The following is an 18,958-nucleotide window of genomic DNA, read 5'->3' on the forward strand; positions in this document are numbered from 1 at the left end:
GCAGGGATGCGCGGTTTTGAGCGGGTGCCGATCTGGCTCAAAGGCCAGGTAAAAACTGCGGGCTCCAGCAGGTGCGCGCAGCGTCGTGCATGCGCCGCGACGATCGTCCGTCGTCGTCACGCGCGTCGTTCACTCGCGGCACAGACCTTGTTCGCGTTGTTGCTCGGCGGGGTCGATCGCGACCTGCGCGAGGTCGCAGTGCAGCGCCGGGATGAAGGGGTTCACGCGCAGCGCTCGCGCGAGCGCGAGGCGAGCGCCCGCGAGGTCACCGACCAGTCGCAGCGCGCGCCCCTCGGCGGCGGCGAGGTTCGGCTGCTCGGGGTCGTCCTCGCCGGCGCGACGCAGCAGCGGCACGGCGCGAGCGGCCTTGCCGAGCTGCAGATAGAGCTCGCCGAGGCGCCGCGCGAGCTTCGGATCGTCGCGCACCCGCGCGTCCGCGGCCCGAGCTTTCTCGTACTGCTTGGCGGCGGCGCCGAGGTGACCGCGCAGCGTGAGCAGCACGCCGAGCCGCGCGTGTTGACGCGCCGCGCCGCCGCCGAGATGCGAGAACACGTCGCCGAGCAGCGAGAGATCTTCGCCAGCCTCGGCTGCGGCCTGTTGATCGGGCGCGAGCGGCTGCAGCTTGCGCAGCGCGCCGCCGGGCTTGCCGGCGGTGCGCTTCTTCATCACGTCGCGCCAGTGGGCGTCGAAGCGCTCGAAGCTGTCGCCCCACGCGGCGGCCAGCGCGGCCTCGGCGTCCTCGCCGGCGGCGACGCGGCGCAGCAGCTCGTCGATGCCCGCGCCGCCGCGCTCCTCGTGGAGCACGCCGAGCATGGTCTGGACCTGCGCGTAGGCGAGGGCGGCCCGCTCCTGCGAGGGCAGCATCGCCAGCGACGGGTACATCTCGGCGAACGTGACGAGGTCGTCGGCCGCGAGCGCCTTGGCCAGCAGCTTGCGCGAGGGCGGCTCGAGCGGCAGCGGATCGGGGCTGCGCCAGCGCGTCTCGAGCAGCTTGGCCAGGCCCTCCTGCAGCCACACCGGGGCGCGGTTGCGGGTCTTGAGGGTGACCAGGTAGTGCACGTACTCGTGCACCGCGGTGTCGATCCACCCGTAGCCGTAGAGCATCACCCGCGGCGAGACCATGACGATCCGCCGGTACTTGGTGATGCCGACGGTGCCGGTCGTGTACACGTTCTCGCGCGTGAGCGGCGAGACGAGCGCGAGCTTGACCGCGTCGTCGAGGATCTCGAAGCGCACCGGATGATCGGGCTCGACGCCGAGGTCGGCGGCGAACGCCTGCCGGGCCTCGGCCATCGCGGCGAACAGGTAGGAGGCGATGAGCTCGTCCTTGGCGTTGGCGAACACGACCTCGACCTGTCCGTCGGGGCTGGTCAGCCGCGTGGCCGGGCCGAGCGCCCGCTGAGCCCCGCGCGCGAGGTCGAGGTAGTGCTGGGCCTCCTCGCGCAGCGCCCCCGCCGGCGGCAGCTGCCCCGAGGCGACCGCGCCGGCCAGCAGCGACTCGGCCTCCGGGTAGGCCGCGCGGTGGAACGCCAGCACGCCCGCCTTGACGTCGCGCGCCGACCCGCCCGGCATGGCGGCGACGGCGTCCGCGGCGTCGGCGAGGTCCCAGGCGTTGATCGCCCCGTCGAAGCGATCGGCCAGCTCCGACCAGGCGTCGGCGTCAGGGGCGAGCGCGAGCGGCGTGGGCTCGGCTGTCGCTTGCGACCTGGCGAGAAGGACAGGGTCCTCGGGACCTGTCGCTTCGGGCATCGAGGTTGGCACTTCGGCCATGGTCGAAAGCACAGGGTCTTTCGCACCTGGCGAATCAGACATGGCGGATGCGACATGTCCCCGAGAACCGGGCGCTTCGGACATGTCCCTCACGACCTGGCCGTTCGGACCGGCGGCCTCGCAGCCGGCGAGGGCGAGGGCGAGGGCGAGGCGGCGCCGAAGGGGTGGCCGAGACGTCATCGCAGCAGCTCCTCGTAGTAGCGCTCGACCGAGCCGCGGAAGCCCTCCGGAGCGTGCTCCTTCATCGCCTCCATCAGCTCGTCGCGGAGCGAGCGGTCGCGCTCGGTCTCGGTCGAGACCTCGTCGGGCTCTGGGGCGGTCTGCGGCGCGGACGAGCTGTCGCGCAGGCTGTCGAGCGCGCGCTGCAGGCCGCCCAGCGCCCCGCCCTGGCGCTCGAGCGCCGGCCCGCCGCGGCGCTCCCCGAGCGCCCCGCTGCTGGCCTCCATCTCCGAGATCGCCCCGCGCATCGCCTGCTTGCCGGGGTCGGGCAGGTGGCGCGCGTTGGGGCCGTCGAGGACCTGCTCGGCGCGGGCGCGCAGGCCCTGCTGCTTCTGCGACAGCGCGTCGAAGCGGGCCTGGGCGGCCTCGTCGAGGCCCTCGGCCGGGGCCGGGAGCTGGGCCTCGAGCAGCTTGCGCAGCGCGTCGCCCCGCTCGCGCAGCGGCCCGAGCTGGCGGCGCTCCTGCGAGTCGTCGCCCGCGCCGGCGACTGCCCGCTCGAGCGCCTGGGCGGCGGCCCGCGCGGCCTCGGCGGCGGCGAGGGCCTTGGGCTCGGCGGCCTCCGCCTCGGCGGCGACCCGCTGCAGCTGCTCGCGCGCGTCCTCGAGGGCGCGGCGGCCGTCACGACCGAGCCGGGCGTCGTTGATCGCGTCGAGGGCCTTGCCGATCGCGCCGGCCTGCTTGGCGGCCTGCTCCGCGGCGGCCTGGTCGAGGGTGCGGCTCTGGGCCTGCTTGCGCCACTGCTCGTGGAGCGACCGGCTCTCGCCGCGCAGGCCGGTCTCCTCGTCCTGGATCCGGCTGATCTCTCGCATCAGCTCCATGCGCGCCCGCTCCTCGGGCGTCATCGCGGCGCCTGGCCCGGCGGCCATGCGGTCCTGGACCCCGGTACGCAGCTTTCGCAGCTCGTCGAGGACGCCGCGGGCCCGGTCGAGCGCGCCGTCGACGTCGCCCTGGCGCAGCTGCTCGCCGACGTCCTGCTGGCGCATCTGCTCGGCCATCGCCTCGAAGGCGTCGGTGTTGAGGAATTCCTGGCCGAGCTCCTTGTCGAGCTTGGCCCGCGCCTCCGACAGCCGCCGCAGGTCCTCGCGGATCCGCTGCTGCAGCTGATCGACCTCGCCGCGCACGCTCTCGTCGCCGGCCTTGAGCCGCTCGAGCAGGTCGACGAGCTTCTGCTGCGAGGTCTGCAGGCGCGCCACCAGCTGCTCGATCTGCGCCAGCAGCTCGTTGTCGACCAGGTCGTCGAGGCGGATGACCTCGTCCTCGAGCTGGGTGAGTTGCAGTCGGTTGGTCGCCAGCAGCTTGCCGAGCGTCCGCGCGGCCGCGTCGGGGCGCTCGTCCTCGGCGCCGGGCGGCAGCTCCGCGTGCTCGGCCGACTCGCGCCGGTGCAGCTCCATCAGCCGCTTGTGCACGCCGACCAGGACCGCGACGTCGCGCGGCGGCGCCAGAGTGTCGACCGACAGCGAGTCGATGGCGGTGCTGATCGCGGCGAGCAGACCGCCCGAGGCGGCGAGCAGCTCGCGCATGCCGGTGACCCTGCGCACAGGAGCGCCGTCCTCTGCGGGCGGCGCGTCGTCGGCGCGGATCAAACCTGGCTCTTCGGTCAGCATGCGACGTGCCAGCAGATCGACGGCGGTGTCGCGCAGCGCGGCGAGGTTCGCCAGGTTCTCGGCGTGCTCGGTCTCCTGGTCGCGGATCGTCAGCGTCATCTTGGCCGAGCGCGCGACCTTGCCGGGCGGATCGGTCAGCGGAGCGAGGCCCAGCCCCGGGTCGTTGTCGCGGACCTCGATCCAGTAGGTCAGCCGCCCGCGGTCCTCGACCGGCAAGGACGACAGGTCCCAGGTGTAGCGGTGCTGCCAGGTGCGCGCGCGCGGCGGCGGGCTGCCGGCGTCGAGGCGCACGGGCTGCTTGTCGCCGCCCTCGAACACGAGCACCGCGCTGGCGATGCCGAAGTCGTCGCGGGCCTTGAAGCGCAGCTCGACGTTGTCGAGCTCGCTCGGGGCGCTCTGCGAGCGGGGCAGGGGCAAGAGCTCGATCTCCGGCGCCTCGTCGGCCTCGATCTCGAGCGGCGCCGGGGCTGAACGGACCGGCTCGTCGCCGTCCTCCGGGGTGACGACGACGTGCCAGCTGCCGGCCGCGCGCACGACGAACCGGCCGCGCCACTTCCCGTCTGTCTCTTTGGACAGGTCGATGCGCTCGGGCGCCGGCGGCTCCGAGAGCGGGCCCTGGTCGTAGCTGAGGATCACGTGCACCGCGCTGGCCGGCCGTCGCGTCTCGAGCTCGACCTCGGTCTCGGTGCCGGCGAGCGCTCGCACGGCGCCGCTGGGGTTGATGAGCTGCCGCGGCATCCGAGCGCTGTAGTCGGGGTAGCGCAGCGTGAGGCTGAGCGAGGACCAGACCGGCTCGGGCGGGGCCGGCGGGCGGCCGTCTTCGGCGGCGAGCCACAGCTCGAGCCCGCGCGCGAACTCGGGGTAGCCGGCGAGCACGGCCCCGAGGAGGGCGAGCAGCGCGGTGCCGAGCGCCGGGACGCGGAAGTTGGCGGGCGGTGCCGCGAGCTCCGGTCGCGCCTCGGCGAGCGACCACTCGACCTGCCGCACGTACGCGGCCGCGAGGTCCTGCGAGCCGAGGTGACCACCCGGCCCGGCGAGCAGGAGCTCGGTGGCCCCGAGGATCTCGCGGCGCAGCGAGCCGTCCGAGCGCAGAAAAGGTGAAGCCTCGCGGGGTCGGCGCGTGAGCGGCCCGCGGAATTGGGCTATGGTAAGCGCCGTCCGATGGGGAGTCCCAGTCAGTGCGAGGATCCGACGCCAGGCGCGTCCGAACAGGGCCAGCAGCGTGACGACGGCGCCGGCGAGCCAACCGGCGGCCGCGAGATCGCCACGCAAGGTCCAGCCGGCGAGCCCGGCCGCGACCACGGCCAGGGCCGCCAGGAGGGCGATGCTGTGGAGCGCCGCCGCCGCGAGCTCCCGCCGACGCACGACCCGGCGAACGGCTGTCAGAAACTCGAGCAGAGACGGGGGACGGACGTTCATGAGGGTCGGCGTCAGCGTCGGTCGCTCTTCGGTATATCCCCCTTAAACCACTTCGTCACGGTCCGGATCCGCCACGCGCTCCGGCAACTCCCCCGCGCGCTGGTCGCGCCCTGAATAGGGCGGCCGCGCGCTCGTAGAAGGACGCTCACGTGGTTCCTCCAGAAGCCGACGACCAAGCGCTGGTCGAAGCGTGTCGCCAGGGCGACCGGCAAGCCTTCCGCCTCCTGACGCAGCGCTACCAGCGCAAGGTCTACTCGATCGCGTACGGGTTCCTGCGCAACCCTGAAGACGCGCTCGACGTCGTGCAGGAGAGCTTCATCAAGGTCCACCGGTACCTCCACAACTTCGAGGGCAACTCGAGCTTTTACACGTGGCTGTACCGGATCGTCACCAATCTTTGCATCGATCACATCCGCAAGAACCGGCGCCACAAGGAGCTCGAGTTCGACGACGGGTTGCGCCACGACGACGACGGTGACACGGCGTATGTGCCGCCGTCGCCGCTCGGCGATCCCGCCAGCCTGGTGCAGCGGCGGGAGATCCTGGAGGCCGTGCAGGACGGGCTCCAGCACCTCAGTGACAAGCACCGCGCCGTGATCGTGATGCGTGAGCTCCAGGGCATGTCCTACGAAGAGATGGCGCGCACGATGGGCTGCTCGAAGGGCACGATCATGAGCCGGCTCTTCCATGCCCGGCGCAACATGCAGCGCCTCCTCACCGAGCGGCTGGGTTACGTCCCCAGCGGTCCGACCGGCGGAGCCGATGAAGATTCCGACGCTGAGCGCGTCCCAGCACCACAAGCCATGCTGCCATGACCGAGCCGCACTTCGACCCGCAGCAACTCAACGCCTTCCTCGACGGCGAGCTTTCAGCGCCAGAGCGCGCCGAAGTCGAGCGGCTGCTCACGACCAACCCGGAGGCCAGCGCCTACCTCGCCGGATTGAAGGCGCTCCAGGGCGCCGTGGTCGCCGGCTTCGAGGCCGAGGCGGCCAAGGTCCCGGAGGCGCGGTTCGAACAGATCTGGGACGAGATCGAGCGCACCCTCGACCGAGATCTCCGTTTGCAGAAGGCGCCGGAGCCGGCGCCCTCGCTGTGGGCGCGGCTGCGCGAAGTGTTGCGCCCCGTGTTCGTGCCGGTGGCGTCGGCAGCGGCGGTCGCCGGGCTGGTGGCAGTGTTGTGGAGCGGGCGCGGCGCCGAGGAGGGCCCGGCGAACCCGGCGCCGGCGGTCGCCTCGACGGCGGCGCCCGAACTGCCTGTCCTTGCGGACAGCTCGAAGCCGGCGGCCGACGAGAGCGAGGTCGTGTTGCCCGAGCCGAACGGCGGGCCGGCGCACATTCAACGGATCGATTGGGGCGTCAAGTCGGGACGCATCAGCGAGATCGAGGGCAAGCGCAACACGACCACCGTGATCTGGATCTCCGACGACGACCCTAGCAGCAGTGAGCGTTCCTTATGATGTACAAGTCGACCACGAAGCGGCTGTTGGCCACGACCGTCGTTGCCGTCCTGCTCCCCGGCGTTGTCGGGAGCGCTTACCTCGTGCCGGACGTGGCCCACGCCGAGGTCAAGGCCGTCGCCTGCAAGGTGACCGCGTTCCTGGTCCAGAAGGACGGCGACGGCATCATCCCCGCGGACCTCAAGTTCCTCGAGGAGCAGCTGCAGGACGACTCGTTCGCGGCGTTCAAGGGCTTCCGCTTGCTCGAGACCAAGGCGCTGCGCCTCGGCATCGACAAGCCCGGGCTCGCGGCGCTGAAGTCCGGCTTCCAGCTCAAGCTCAGCCTGCTCGGCGAGGCCAACAGCAAGCTGAAGCTGCACGCCAACCTGATCGCTCCCGGCCGCGACGCGCCGCTCGTCGACACCGATTACGCGATCGACGACAACGGCCTGCTCCTGGTCGGCGGCGTGCGCCACCTCGAGGGCAAGATCTTCTTCGCCATCCAGTGTGGCAAGCAGCCGAGCTGAAGCGACCGCCGCCGCGTGATCGCGCGAGTCCGCCTCCGTCCCCGGGGCGTCACCGCGCTCCGCGGCGTCCGCTCGTTTGCTCGGAGCGCGGCCGGGCGGTACTCTGAGCCGCCTTTTCGCCGCCCCCCCGGCGCGTCCGGCCATGACCACCCCTGAGCCCACGAAGAGCCCGAGGCCCCGCTGGCGCCGCATCGCGCTCATCGGCGGCTCGCTGGGCGCGCTGCTCCTCGGCGGACTCGCGGTCGGCGTCGCCACGTTCCCGCGGTGGGGCGACAGCTGGGTTCACGAGCTGGCGCTCGAGCGGCTGCAGAAGATCGCCGGGGTGCCCGTCACGATCTCCCGCCTCGACCTGGTCGACTTCGACAGCGTGGTCGTCGAGGGCGTCGAGCTGTCATTCGGGCCCGGCAGCTCGCTCACGGTCGACCGCATCGACGTGGGGATCGATCGCGCCGCGTTGTGGTCCGGGCAGGTCGTCGTCGACCGCGTACGGGCCGCCGGCGGGCGTCTCACGGGCGACGGCGCCACCCTCCGCGACTACGCCCGGGACCTGCGCGCCCGGCTGTCGACGCCCCGCGAGGGCGGCGAGGGCCGCGTCAAGCTGGTGCCGCCGAAGGCCACCCTCGAGCGCTTGCAGCTCGATCTGCGGCACGACCTCGGCGGTCGGCCGCTGACCTTGCGCGGCGTCGCGGCGGCCGAGGTGCAGCTGACCGATCGGACAGCCGCGCTCACGCTCGCGGAGGTCGAGGCCTCGGTCGGCGAGCGCGCGCTGCGGGCGGCTCAGCTGGCGACCAAGATCGACCTGTCGAAAGGGACAGGTATCGACGGCGCGTTCCCGCTGACCGTCGAGGTCGAGCGGGCGGCGACCGCGATCACCCCGCAGATCGCGGTCGCGGAGATCCGCGGCACCGTGACGCTCGCGGACGCCTCGGCCAGCCGGGTGATGCTCGACCTCGCCGGCGGCTTCTCCGACGAGGTCACCGGCGACGAGGAGCACGACGCGTCGGCGCCGCTGTGGGCGCTGACGGGCGACGTGGCCCGCGACCTGTCCGACGGCACGGTGAACCTCAACATGGACGCGTTCAAGCTCGGGCGCGTCCCCGACGTGCTGGCGCGCTTGCCCGTGATCGAGTCGGAGTCGGCGACGATCGGCGGCGATCTCAAGGTCGCGTTCGCCGACGGCAAGGCCGACCTCGTCGGCGACCTCGAGATCGCCGGGCTCAACGTCGACCATCCGCTGCTCGCGCGCCAGCCGGTGCGTGGCCTCGGGTTCTCGCTCGCGCTGACGGCCGACGTCGATCCGCGCGAGCGGGTGGTGAAGATCGAGCAGGCGACGCTGCAGCGCGGGCCGGTCAAGCTGACGCTGTCCGGCGAGTTCGTGCACGCCGACGAGCCGGCTGCGCGGCACTACCGGGCCGACCTGACGATGCCGAAGGTCCGCTGCCAGGAGTTCCTGAACGCGATCCCGGCCGAGCTGGTGCCGAGCCTGCAGGGCTTCGAGCTCAAGGGCGACTTCGAGTTCGAGATCAGCGCCGACATCGACTTCCGCGACCTCGACGCGCTGGTGCTGACGGCCAAGCTCAAGCCGGAGACCTGCAAGCCGGTCAAGGTCCCGCAGCTGGTGTCGGCGACCCGGCTCAACGGGCCGCTGGTGCACCGCGTGGTCATGCGCGACGGCTCGGAGCGCTCGGTCGACGTCAGCGAGGGCTCGGCCGACTACACGCCGCTCGACCAGATCTCGCCGTACGTGCTGGCGGCGGTGATGACGACCGAGGACGGCGGGTTCTGGAAGCACAAGGGCTTCATCACCTCGCAGTTCCGCGCCGCGCTGCGCAGCAACCTCGAGGCGGGCAGGGTCCGCCTCGGGGCGTCGACGATCACCATGCAGATGGTCAAGAACGTGCTGCTCAGCCACGAGCGCACGCTCTCGCGCAAGATGCAGGAGGTGTTCCTGACCTGGTACGTCGAGCAGTCGCTGACGAAGAACCGGATCTTGGAGCTCTACCTCAACGTGATCGAGTTCGGGCCCGGGGTGTACGGGATCACGCGCGCGGCCTCGCACTACTTCGCCAAGGCGCCTGCCGATCTCACCCCGCCCGAGGCGGCCTACCTCGCGCTGATGCTCCCGAGCCCGGTCCGCCGCCACGTCCACTACTGCGAGGGCGCCCCTTCGCCGGCGTTTCAGGCCAAGCTCAAGCGGCTGCTGGCGATCATGCACGGGCGCGGGCGACTGGACCCCGAGACGTTCGAGCAGTGGAAGGACGAGGGGGTGGTGTTCGACGCGACCGAGCTGACGAGCAAGCGGGAGTGCCTGGCGGAGGTCGAGCGCCTGCTGGCGGCGTCAGGCCAGCAGCGCTCCCTCACCGGACTCCTCGACGACGGGCAGGACATCGTCGACCTGTCGATCGACGCCGAGCCGCTGGCCGCCGCCACCGGCGGCAAGCCGAAGCCGCGCGGGCAAAAGGCCGGCTTCGAGGACGCCACGCTCGAGGTCATCGGCGGCCTGGACGAGGGCGACTCGGGCCGCCCGGCGAGACGACAGCCATGATCCGTCGCGCCCTCGGTCTTGCTGTCTTTGCGGGCATGTCCTTGTGGACATCTCGTGCCTCGGCCCAGGAGGTGCTGATCGAGGCCGACGCCAGCCCGCGCCCGCCGGAGTACCAGGTGCGCAAGGTCCACGGCGACATCCGCTTCGGCGCCGGCTTCGGCTTCGTCGCCGAGGACCCGATCTTCAGCGCCGAGCCGTCGCTCGGCCTCGACCTCCGGGACATCGCGCCGGTGCAGCTGCGCCTCGGCGCGCCGGTGCACATCCGCATGTACGACCGCGATCCCGAGCAGGGGCCGGTGGTCCGCAACACCGAGTGGGACGAGGCCGGCGACTACCTGGCGATCCTGCAGCGGCTGCAGTACAGCGGCGACTACGTGTTCGGGCGCGAGGGGCGGGTGCTGATCGACCTGCGCGTCGGCGACCTCCAGCGCGTGCAGGTCGGGCACGGCAGCCTGGTCCGCGGCTACGCCAACAGCCTCGACCTCGATCGCCGGCGCAGCGGCGTCGACCTCGACGCGCGCATCGAGGGGCTCCTGCTCGAGCACCCCGCGGGCGCCGAGATCGCGTTCGTCGCCGGCGACCTCTCGGGCCAGCAGATCTTCGGCACGCGGATCGCCGCCGACTGGGCCGGCGCGGCGCTCGGCTTCTCGGTGTTCGGCGACCCGTACGCGCCGCGCACCCTGGTGCCGTGGGCCGGGAACCCGGACGCCCTGACGGTCGACAGCAAGAACCGCCTGCAGACCACGGGCTCGCTCGGGGCGATGGCGATGGGCATCGACCTCAGCTACCGCTGGACCGATCGCTGGCGGTTTCTGGTCACGCCGTACCTCGATCTCAACCTCATGCCCGGGCTCGGCAAGGGCATGCACCTCGGGCTCGACACGGAGTTCATCCTCGGCCGTCGTCGCCGCGCGCGCCTCGGCGTGGTGGCCGAGCTGACGGTGGGCGATCGCGGCTACGACCCGACCTACTTCGACGTCTTCTACACGATGCAGCGCATGCAGGCGCAGTTCGTCGCGTACCCCGGCGATCTGCCGGCCGACTTCGCGACCACAGCGCTGCCGAAGTACAGCTTCGTGCTGCAGAACAACCTCGGCGGCGTCGGCGGTTACGGCGGGATCCGCTTCGCCCACGACGACGGCGCGTTCTTCGAGACCGGCTATCGCTACCGGCCGGGGCCGCTGGGGCACACCTGGGAGACGCGGCTCGGCGTCGACCTCGAGGTCGTGCAGCTGTCGCTGCTCCACGCCCACCGCGGCAAGCTCGGGTTCGACATCATCGACCCCGCGGGCAGCCTGGCGCGCTTCGATCTCAACGTCCCGGTGCTGCGCTGGCTCGACGTGTTCGCCCAGGCCGGCTTCCAGTACCAGGTCCGCCGCGCCGACGGAGAGTCGGCGGCGGCGCGTCAGCCCGCCGGCGGGTTCGTCGGCGGCGGCGGGCTCATGCTCCTCGGTGTCGCGGGCAAGTTCGGCTGGTGATCATGACATGTCCCTTCGCTACTGACCCATCAGACAGGTACTCGCCTGCGCCCGGCCGGGGCGGCGCGCGCCGGGGCGGCGGCGGAGTCCACGCCGACGGGCGCGGGCCGGCGTTGCGGACGCGAACGCGGCGAGAGATTGACAGGGCGGTGGGCGTCGTGTTTGGAACCATGCCGAGTCCGATGTCCGGAATCAGGCAGCAGGGCGCGGGAGTAGAGAGCGACGGGAGGTTCACGTCGTGAACGACGCGCCACGGACAGGTCGCTCGCGCCTGCGGAAGATCGGGCTGTGGTGCCTCGGCCTGGCCGGCACCGGCATGGTCCTCGGGGCAGGTTCGGTCGCCGGGGTGTTCTGGTACTACGGCCGCGGGATCGAGGGCATCGACGTCGCCGCGATCCGCGACTACCGGCCGCCGCAGGTCACGCGGATCGTCGCGCGCGACGGCGTGGTGATCGGCGAGATCTTCAGCGAGCGGCGCACTCTGGTCGGCTACGAGGACATCCCCGCTCACGTCGAGAACGCCTTCCTCGCGGCCGAGGACGCCGACTTCTACAACCACGAGGGCATGGACTACGTCGGCATGGTCCGCGCCATGCTGAGCAACATCGAGGCCGGCGAGATCCGCCAGGGCGCGTCGACGATCACGCAGCAGGTGGTCAAGAACTTCCTCTTGTCGCCGGAGCGGACCTTCGAGCGCAAGATCCAGGAGATCCTGCTGGCGCGTCGGCTCGAGCGCGCGCTGAGCAAGCGCGAGATCCTCGAGCTGTACCTCAACGAGATCTACTTCGGCCACGGGCGCTACGGCATCGAGGAGGCCAGCCGTTTCTACTTCGGCAAGAGCGTCCGCGACATCAACATCGGACAGGCGGCGCTCCTGGCCTCGTTGCCGAAGGCGCCGGGCAAGTCGTCGCCGCTCAAGGATCCGCAGCGCTCGAAGGAGCGCCAGGTCTACGTGCTGCAGCAGATGGTGCGGCATGGGTGGGTCCAGCCGGTCGAGGCCGAGAAGTTCATCCAGGGCCCGCTCGAGCTGAGCCCGCAGACGCAGGACGCGGTGGTGGTCGCGGGCGCGCAGGAGTTCGTCGACGCCGCGCGCGAGAAGCTGATCGCGATGTACGGCCAGGAGCGCCTCGATCGCCTCGGCGCGACGGTGACGACGACGGTCGACCTCAAGCTGCAGGCCGAGGCCCACAAGGGGCTGATGGACGGCCTGATCGCGCTCGATCGTCGGCAAGGCTACGGCCACAAGATCAAGCCGACGCCCGAGAAGCAACAGGCGAAGGTGCTCGAGAAGGGCAAGGGGCCGCTGCAGGTCGGGGCGGTGCTGCCGGGGCTGATCCAGGCCCGCGAGGCGAGCACGCCGGTCGACGCGTTCGTGGCGCTGGTCGGCGACACCCGCGTGCTGGTGAAGGTGCCCGAGGGCACGCGCTACGACGATCCGAAGCTGTCGATCGACGAGCAGTTCCCGGCCAGTGGGGTGGCGATGGTGCGCATCGTGACGCTGCCGACCGCCGACCAGCCGGCCCACGGCGAGATCGGCTCGGGGCCGCAGGCGGCGGTGCTGGTGGCGGCGGTCGACACCGGCGAGGTGTTGGCGATGATCGGCGGCGAGGACTACCAGCGCGGCGACTTCAACCGCGCGACCGCGGCCAAGCGCCAGCCGGGCTCGTCGTTCAAGCCGTTCGTCTACGGCGCGGCGCTGGCGACCGAAAAGTACACTGCGGCGACGATCGTCAACGACTCGCCGGAGATCTACGAGAAGTGGCGGCCGACCAACTTCGAGGCCGACGAGTACCGCGGCGACATCCGCCTGCGCGTCGCGCTGACGCACTCGGTCAACACGATCGCGATCAAGCTGCTCGACGCGATCGGCTTCGAGGCCGCGCACACTTTCGCGCGAGCGGCGGGGATCCGCGGCGAGCTGGCGAGCAACCTCGCGCTCGCGCTCGGCGTCAGCGAGCTGACTCCGTTCGACGTGCTCTCGGGCTACCTCACGCTGGCGCGCGGCGGCTCGCAGCTCGAGCCGATCGTGATCCGCAAGATCGAGATCCCCGGCGAACCGGCGTGGACGCCCGAGCGCGTGCCGCAGCAAACGCTGCGCGACGACATCGTCTTCATCCTCACCTCGATGATGACGAGCGTGGTCGAGGAGGGCACCGCCAAGGCCGCGCGCGCGCTGGGGCGGCCGTCGGCCGGCAAGACGGGGACGTCGGCCGAGCACCGCGACGCCTGGTACGCGGGCTACACGCCGCGGCACGTCGCGGTCGCGTGGGTCGGCTTCGACGTGCCCAAGAAGATCGGCAAGGGCGAGACCGGCGGCAAGGCGGCGCTGCCGATCTGGATCACGGCGATGAAGGCCGCCGAGGCCGACGAGCCGCCGCTGCCGTTCGTGCCGCCGGCGTCGGTGCAGGTGCGCACGATCGACCGTCGCACGGGCCTCCTGGCGCCCGCCGACGCCAAGCCCGAGGACGTGCTCGAGGAGTACTTCATCGCCGGCACCGAGCCGATCGAGACCGCGGAGCCCGCGGCCTTGCCGACCGGCGACGTCGTCCTCGACCTCTACGGGGACGGCGACGAGCACGCCGACGCCGCGCCTGCCGCCGAGGCTCCGGGGCCCGAAGAGCCCAAGAACGGGCTCCCCAGCGTCCACGACGACCCAGGCTGATGGCTTGATGCTACTGTACGATCCATGAGCGCGCAGAAGGTCGTCGACCTGGTCGTCGAGCACGGCCGGGTCCAGATCGTCCAGGCGGGGGCAGGGGTCGCTCCGCAGGTCGCGCCTGTGCCGCTCTCGACCGCCCTGGCGACGCGAAACGTGGCCAGCCTGACGACGCCGTGGAGCGTCCTGCTGGGCAGTGGCGCGGCGTGCATGGCACTCGGCGCGATCACCCTCGGCTTGTTCCCGTTCTCGGTGGTAGGGCTGGTGCTGACCAACTTGTTGTTCTCGGCCGGGGCCGGGCTGGCCGTGCTGGCCTTCGCCAAACGGTCGAGCTCGGCGGGCTCGTCGCAGCCCGCGGCGCTGCCGGCTCGCGTCGATCCGTCCGTGGTCGCCGAGCGCAGCCGGCGCGTGCGGGCGATCCTGCGCGGCTCCGGCCCTGTGACGTTCGAGCGCATCAAGAGTGAGCTCAAGTGGACGCAGGTGGCGCTGGTGTCGACGCTGGTGCACATGAAAGAGCAGGGCGAGGTCGTCGAGGACCTCAGCCTCGACACCGGCGAGTGGGTGTACACCCTGGCAGACAACCCTGACGCCGTGCTGGGATCTCCCACGCTGGCGGAGCGGCAGGCCCAAGTGGGCGAGGTGAAGGGGCAAGGATGAAGGACAAGAACATCGCGTCGATCCTGGCCTTCCCGCTGTTCGGCGGCTGGGGAGCCCACAAGTTCTACCTCGGGCAGGTCGGCGCGGGCATCGTCTACCTCGCGTTCGCGTGGACGCTGATCCCGGCGATCATCGCGTTCTTCGAGTTCATCATCCTCGCGCTGATGGACCGCGACGAGTTCAACCGCCGCTACAACGGCAACAACGCGCTGAGCGGCGCGCCCGTGGTCGTCAACATGCTGCCGCCGGCGCCGGCCTACTACCCGCCGAACTTCTCGCAGGTCCCGCCCGGCTACCCGCACCACGGCTACCCGCAGGCGGGCTATCCGTACCCGCCGAACGTCTACCCCGGCGTCTACCCGCCCGGGACGCAGCCCGGTCAGGTGGCCTCGGGGACAGGTCCTTCAGGACAGGAGTCACCGGCGCGCAGCGCCGCGGCGGTCGACGAGCTCATCGCCCGCCTCGAAAAGTTGAACGAGCTGCGGATCGCCGGGCTGCTCACCGACGAGGAGTTCACCCAGCAGAAGGCCCGCGTGCTGCAGCACATGTGACGGGTCCGTGCTCGTCGTCGTCGTCTACTGCGTGTTCCTGCTGATGATCGGCGTATCCCTCAGGCGCCCGCTTGGCGCCTTGAGGGAGGGCCAGCGGCAGCGCGCCAACCTCGAGCGCGAGCTGCGGGCCCTGGCCGAGGCGCCCGAGCTGCCGGCGGTGACGAGCGCCCACCTCTCGCCCGCGCTGGCGCGCCTGTTCGACGAGACCCGCCTGCTGCGCACTTCCCTGGAAGAGCCGTTGCAGGCCGTGCGCGCGTGGCAGGCGGCCGATCGCAACCCGTGGCTGGCGCGCGTCGACGTCGGCGACGGCTCGGACCTCGATCGCCTCGAGGAGGTCGACGTCGCCCTCGTCAACGCCCGCCGCGGCGTGTGGGACTGGCTCGGCATGGTCGATGACCTGCCCGAGGCCGACCGCGAGACGCTGGCGGGGCTCGGCCTGTCCGTCGGAGCTGTCCGCGCTGCGCTCGAGGAGCGCGACGCGTTTCGCCGCACCAGCGTGGAGGCCCGCAAGGAGTCGGCGCGGATCGAGCGGCTCGTGATGCACGTGCGCGCGGGGCTCGAGCGCTTCGAGGGCGCGCTGTCGCGGGCCACGCGGGCCGGGCTGTACCGCTGAGCCCCGACCTCCGGAGCCGAGTCCGGGGCGCGCTGGATGGCGCCGAGACAGGCCTCGCACTCCTCGGGGGGGGACCTCGTCGACGGCGCCGACGTCCTGCTCGCAGCTGTCTTGCCGTGGCGCGAGCGCGCGGGCCGACGGGCTCAGCCGCCCGAGTAGTGCAGGGCGAACTGCAGGAACTGCGAGGGCGGGAGGTCGCCGCGGAACGAGCCGACGAGGACCTGGTAGCCGAGGCCGAGGCCGACGCCGTGGAACAGCTTGCGCGTGCGGTCGGGGCTGAGCAGGAGGCCCAGGTTGAGCTGCGCGCGCGGGCCGTGCGGCAGCATGGCCGGCAGGCGGGCGGCGCCGCCCTCGAGCAGGCGCTCGCGCGTGGGCGCGAAGAAGAAGTCGTAGCCGACGCGGAAGTCGAGGTAGCCCCGCTGCAGGAAGCCGAGTCGGCCGAGCGACAGCGTGGGACCGCCGCCGAGGAGGGCGGTCATCTGGCTGCGGCCGTTGGCGCCGAAGTCGATCGTGCCGCCCTCGCCGCGCAGGGTCACCGCGTAGCCGATGAAGTTGAAGCTCTGGCCGATGTCGACCTGCGCACCACCTGTCCTTCCGGACAGGCTGCTGTTGCCGAAGCTGCTGCCGATGCTGTACTGGGCGCGGGCGATGATGTGAAACCGACCGGGGTTGTGCTTGGGTCGGAACATCTCGCGGTACACGGCCGCGACCGCGGCGTCCTCGGCGGCGGCGGCCTCGGCCTCGGTCGGCACGGGCTGGCTCGGACGCTTCTCGGGGTGTTGATTGACCGACGGACCGAGCAGGGCCTCGGCGAGCCCGGGACCCTGGGTCTCCCCGGCTGCGGCTGGCGCGGTCGGCTGCGCGACCGGCGCCGAGACGGGATCGGCTGGGGACGGCTCGGCAGCGGTCTGGGGCGTGTTCGCGCTCGAGTCGGCAGGCGGAGCCGGAATACTCTCGGCCGGCGCGGCGGTTGTGGGGTCTGTCGGCGTGGGTGCACCGGCCGGCGGCGCGGTTCCCGAAACCGTGTTCGTTGGCCGCTGGACCGGGACTGCGGCAGGAGCAGCCCCCGCGGTGACCGGGAGGGCGACGACGAGGAATGCGAGGCCTGCCCGGGGCGGCCGCCGGAGCGCGAGCATGCGACAAGGCTACTCGTGGCCCAGGATCGGAGCGAGTCATTTCGTTGCACCGGCGGAGACATGTGTTCAAAATGCCCCCGCGAAGACGCCCGTACGGCCTAAAAACCCGTGCTGGGCGGTTCTTTCGCTACCCATCGATCGGGAGACCCCTCATGATTTTCGCTCGCAACCCCCATCGCGGGAACCTCGGCCCCGGCTCGGGCCTGAAGTTCGCGCTCGTCGCCTCGGTCGCGTTCACGGCGACCGCTCCGCTCGCGGCCTGTGGCCCGACGATCTTCGAAGACGCGTCCGCCCTGTCCGTCGTCGGTGATCCGCCGCCGCCGCCGCCCAAGCCGAAAGTCGTGCAGGAGAAGCCGAAGCGGGTCGTGGTCGAGGAGAACCGGATCAAGATCAACGAGAAGATCGAGTTCGACTTCAACAAGGCGACCATCCGCCCCGAGTCCGACGGCCTGATGACCGAGATCATCTCGGTCATCAAGGAGAACCCCCACATCAAGAAGATCGCGATCGAGGGTCACACCTCGAGCGAGGGCAGCGACAAGTACAACCTCAAGCTGTCCGACAAGCGCGCCAAGGCCGTGATGGAGTACCTCGTCAAGAAGGGCGGGCTCCCCAAGGAGATGTTCAGCGCCAAGGGCTTCGGCGAGAGCAAGCCGCTGTCGGACGAGTCGACGGAGGAGGGCAAGGAGAACAACCGCCGCGTCGAGTTCAACATCGTCGAGCAGGACGTGACCCGCAAGCGCGTGGCGATCGACCCCGAGTCGGGCGAGAAGACGGTCATCGAAGAGAAGACCAAGACCGAGGCCGACGCCGCCGGCCCGCCGCCGCCGCCGCCCGCGCCCGCCAAGTGAGTCACACCGCGAGATTGCGAAGATAAGGAGTTCGTGATGCGTAAGAGCACGATGTTGAGCCTTCTGTTCGTCGCTGTGTCCGCGGTCGTGCCAGGGTGCAGCTGCATCGCCCGCGACGCCGAGACCTACAAGAACGACACCCGCAGCCTCCTCGAGACCCGTAACAAGGCGATCAAGGACTGCTACGACGTGGCCCTCACCACCGATCCGAAGATCGACGGCGAGGTCGTGGTCAACTTCACGGTCGAGAAGAAGACCGGGAAGATCATGAACGTGGTCGCCGACAAGGAGCGCACCAAGGCCCCCGAGTCGCTGAGCAAGTGCATCGTCGACGCGGTCGACGGGCTGATCCTCGACCCGGTCGACCAGCGCGACGGCCAGGCCACCTTCAGCTGGAAGTTCCGCGCCAACGAGCCGAAGCCGGCCGAGGAAGAGGCCGCGGCGCCGACGGGCTGACCCGTCGAGCGCGCCTTCGCGGCCGATAGCGAAGGGCGACCGGCAGCCGTGCCGGTGCGAGCGTCCCCGCCGGGCAGACTCTCGGGTCTGCCGGACGGCGACGCTCGTTGTGTTCGTACCGCGCGAGGCATGCCGCGGGCGGACCGGGCTGCTGCCCGCCGGGACGAGGGTGAACCGCCGGGCATGCCGCGGGCGGACCGGGCTGCTGTACGCCGCTACGAGGGTGAACCGTCGGGCATGCCGCGGGCGGACCGGGCTGCTGCACGCCGGTACGAGGGTGAACCGTCGGAATGGTGACCGTGACCCGAGGGCCGCGTCGCGCCGTTCGCGGGCCGCTGGGGCCGGGCCGATCCGCGTCACAGGTCGCGGTTGCGGCGTTGTCCAGGCCGTCGCCTGCGGCCTACACTCGCGGCCGTGCGGCACACCATCGAGCACGTGTTCGACACCTCCCCCGAGCGCCTGTGGGAGGTGTTCTTCTTCGACGAGGACTACGCCCGCGGGCTCTATGAGCGCATGCGCCTCACGGTGGTGCGGCGCGACCTCCAGCGCGAAGGTGAGGGGCCGAGCCTGATCGTCCGCCGCAAGCTGCAGCTGGCGGCCGACCGCGAGCTGCCGGGCGCGCTCAAGCGGCTGTTCCAGGGCACGTCGACGGTCACGGAGATCGGCGAGTTCAACGCCGCGCTGCGCCGCTACAGCGTGACGATCCAGGTGCCCGTGATCGGCAACCTGGTGGACTACGGCGGCGAGTACACCTGGGACACCTTGCCCAGCGGACAGCTGCGCCGCGTGTGGCGCGGGCACTGCGACGCGCGGATCCCCCTGGTCGGCGGCAAGCTCGAGGCGTACCTGCTCGGCGAGATCGAGAAGAGCATGGCCGAGAACTTCGCCTACACCCGCGACTACCTGAAGGCGCACCCCGCGGGCTAAACATGCCCGAAGAGGCAGGTCGATGGAGCGGGCCACGGGCGGCGTGCTCCGCGGCTGAATGAGCTGCCCGGAGAGACAGGTCGATGGAGCGTGCCGCAGGCGGTGTGCTCCGCG

15 protein-coding genes are annotated in these 18,958 nt (G+C 71.3%); 12 read left to right on the top strand and 3 right to left on the bottom strand.

The window, feature by feature from the left end:
- Positions 1–129: 129 nt before the first annotated feature.
- Both O0S08_RS21425 and O0S08_RS21430 read right to left on the bottom strand, forming a co-directional pair.
- Positions 130–1,770 carry a peptidase MA family metallohydrolase gene (locus O0S08_RS21425; RefSeq protein WP_269041061.1) on the bottom strand — a complete coding sequence of 547 codons (1,641 nt, stop codon included), beginning with the start codon at positions 1,768–1,770 and terminating at the stop codon, positions 130–132.
- 176 nt (positions 1,771–1,946) lie between these two features.
- Entirely contained in the window at positions 1,947–4,958 is a 3,012-nt protein-coding gene (locus O0S08_RS21430; protein WP_269041062.1) for a DUF4175 family protein, read from the bottom strand.
- A 203-nt stretch (positions 4,959–5,161) separates the two neighbouring features.
- On the opposite strand from O0S08_RS21430, the gene O0S08_RS21435 reads away from it, so the two are divergent.
- The 9 genes from O0S08_RS21435 (at position 5,162) to O0S08_RS21475 (ending at position 15,474) form a co-directional block, all read left to right on the top strand.
- Positions 5,162–5,827 carry an RNA polymerase sigma factor gene (locus tag O0S08_RS21435; RefSeq protein WP_269041063.1) on the top strand — a complete coding sequence of 222 codons (666 nt, stop codon included), beginning with the start codon at positions 5,162–5,164 and terminating at the stop codon, positions 5,825–5,827.
- Positions 5,824–6,468 carry an anti-sigma factor family protein gene (locus O0S08_RS21440; protein ID WP_269041064.1) on the top strand — a complete coding sequence of 215 codons (645 nt, stop codon included), beginning with the start codon at positions 5,824–5,826 and terminating at the stop codon, positions 6,466–6,468. The genes O0S08_RS21435 and O0S08_RS21440 overlap by 4 nt, the downstream gene beginning before the upstream one ends.
- Positions 6,465–6,974 (top strand): hypothetical protein, encoded by a 510-nt coding sequence (locus O0S08_RS21445; protein ID WP_269041065.1) that lies wholly within the window; start codon positions 6,465–6,467, stop codon positions 6,972–6,974. The genes O0S08_RS21440 and O0S08_RS21445 overlap by 4 nt, the downstream gene beginning before the upstream one ends.
- Positions 6,975–7,116: 142 nt before the next feature.
- Positions 7,117–9,519: a transglycosylase domain-containing protein gene (locus O0S08_RS21450; RefSeq protein WP_269041066.1), complete on the top strand. Its 2,403-nt coding sequence runs from the start codon at positions 7,117–7,119 to the stop codon at positions 9,517–9,519.
- A gap of 35 nt (positions 9,520–9,554) precedes the next feature.
- A complete protein-coding gene (locus O0S08_RS21455; RefSeq protein ID WP_269041067.1) occupies positions 9,555–10,997 on the top strand; it encodes a hypothetical protein in 1,443 nt (480 codons plus the stop codon).
- A 238-nt stretch (positions 10,998–11,235) separates the two neighbouring features.
- Entirely contained in the window at positions 11,236–13,659 is a 2,424-nt protein-coding gene (locus tag O0S08_RS21460; protein WP_269041068.1) for a penicillin-binding protein 1A, read from the top strand.
- Between the two features lie 24 nt (positions 13,660–13,683).
- Complete coding sequence (locus O0S08_RS21465; protein WP_269041069.1) at positions 13,684–14,310, top strand: hypothetical protein; 627 nt, start codon at positions 13,684–13,686, stop codon at positions 14,308–14,310.
- A complete protein-coding gene (locus O0S08_RS21470) occupies positions 14,307–14,861 on the top strand; it encodes an NINE protein (RefSeq protein ID WP_269041070.1) in 555 nt (184 codons plus the stop codon). The genes O0S08_RS21465 and O0S08_RS21470 overlap by 4 nt, the downstream gene beginning before the upstream one ends.
- A 7-nt stretch (positions 14,862–14,868) precedes the next feature.
- Positions 14,869–15,474: a hypothetical protein gene (locus O0S08_RS21475; RefSeq protein WP_269041071.1), complete on the top strand. Its 606-nt coding sequence runs from the start codon at positions 14,869–14,871 to the stop codon at positions 15,472–15,474.
- Positions 15,475–15,617: 143 nt separating this feature from the next.
- Here the strand turns inward: O0S08_RS21475 and O0S08_RS21480 are convergent, their stop codons facing one another.
- Positions 15,618–16,226 (bottom strand): hypothetical protein, encoded by a 609-nt coding sequence (locus O0S08_RS21480; protein WP_269041072.1) that lies wholly within the window; start codon positions 16,224–16,226, stop codon positions 15,618–15,620.
- Positions 16,227–16,762: 536 nt separating this feature from the next.
- Here O0S08_RS21480 and O0S08_RS21485 point away from each other — a divergent pair.
- The 3 genes from O0S08_RS21485 to O0S08_RS21495 all read left to right on the top strand — a co-directional run bounded on the left by O0S08_RS21485 (position 16,763) and on the right by O0S08_RS21495 (position 18,844).
- Complete coding sequence (locus O0S08_RS21485; protein ID WP_269041073.1) at positions 16,763–17,461, top strand: OmpA family protein; 699 nt, start codon at positions 16,763–16,765, stop codon at positions 17,459–17,461.
- 36 nt (positions 17,462–17,497) lie between these two features.
- Positions 17,498–17,917 (top strand): AgmX/PglI C-terminal domain-containing protein, encoded by a 420-nt coding sequence (locus O0S08_RS21490; protein ID WP_269041074.1) that lies wholly within the window; start codon positions 17,498–17,500, stop codon positions 17,915–17,917.
- Between the two features lie 414 nt (positions 17,918–18,331).
- Entirely contained in the window at positions 18,332–18,844 is a 513-nt protein-coding gene (locus O0S08_RS21495) for a DUF2505 domain-containing protein (protein WP_269041075.1), read from the top strand.
- The last annotated feature ends 114 nt before the right edge of the window (positions 18,845–18,958 follow it).

Source organism: Nannocystis punicea (assembly GCF_026965555.1).
GTDB lineage: Bacteria > Myxococcota_A > Polyangia > Nannocystales > Nannocystaceae > Nannocystis > Nannocystis punicea.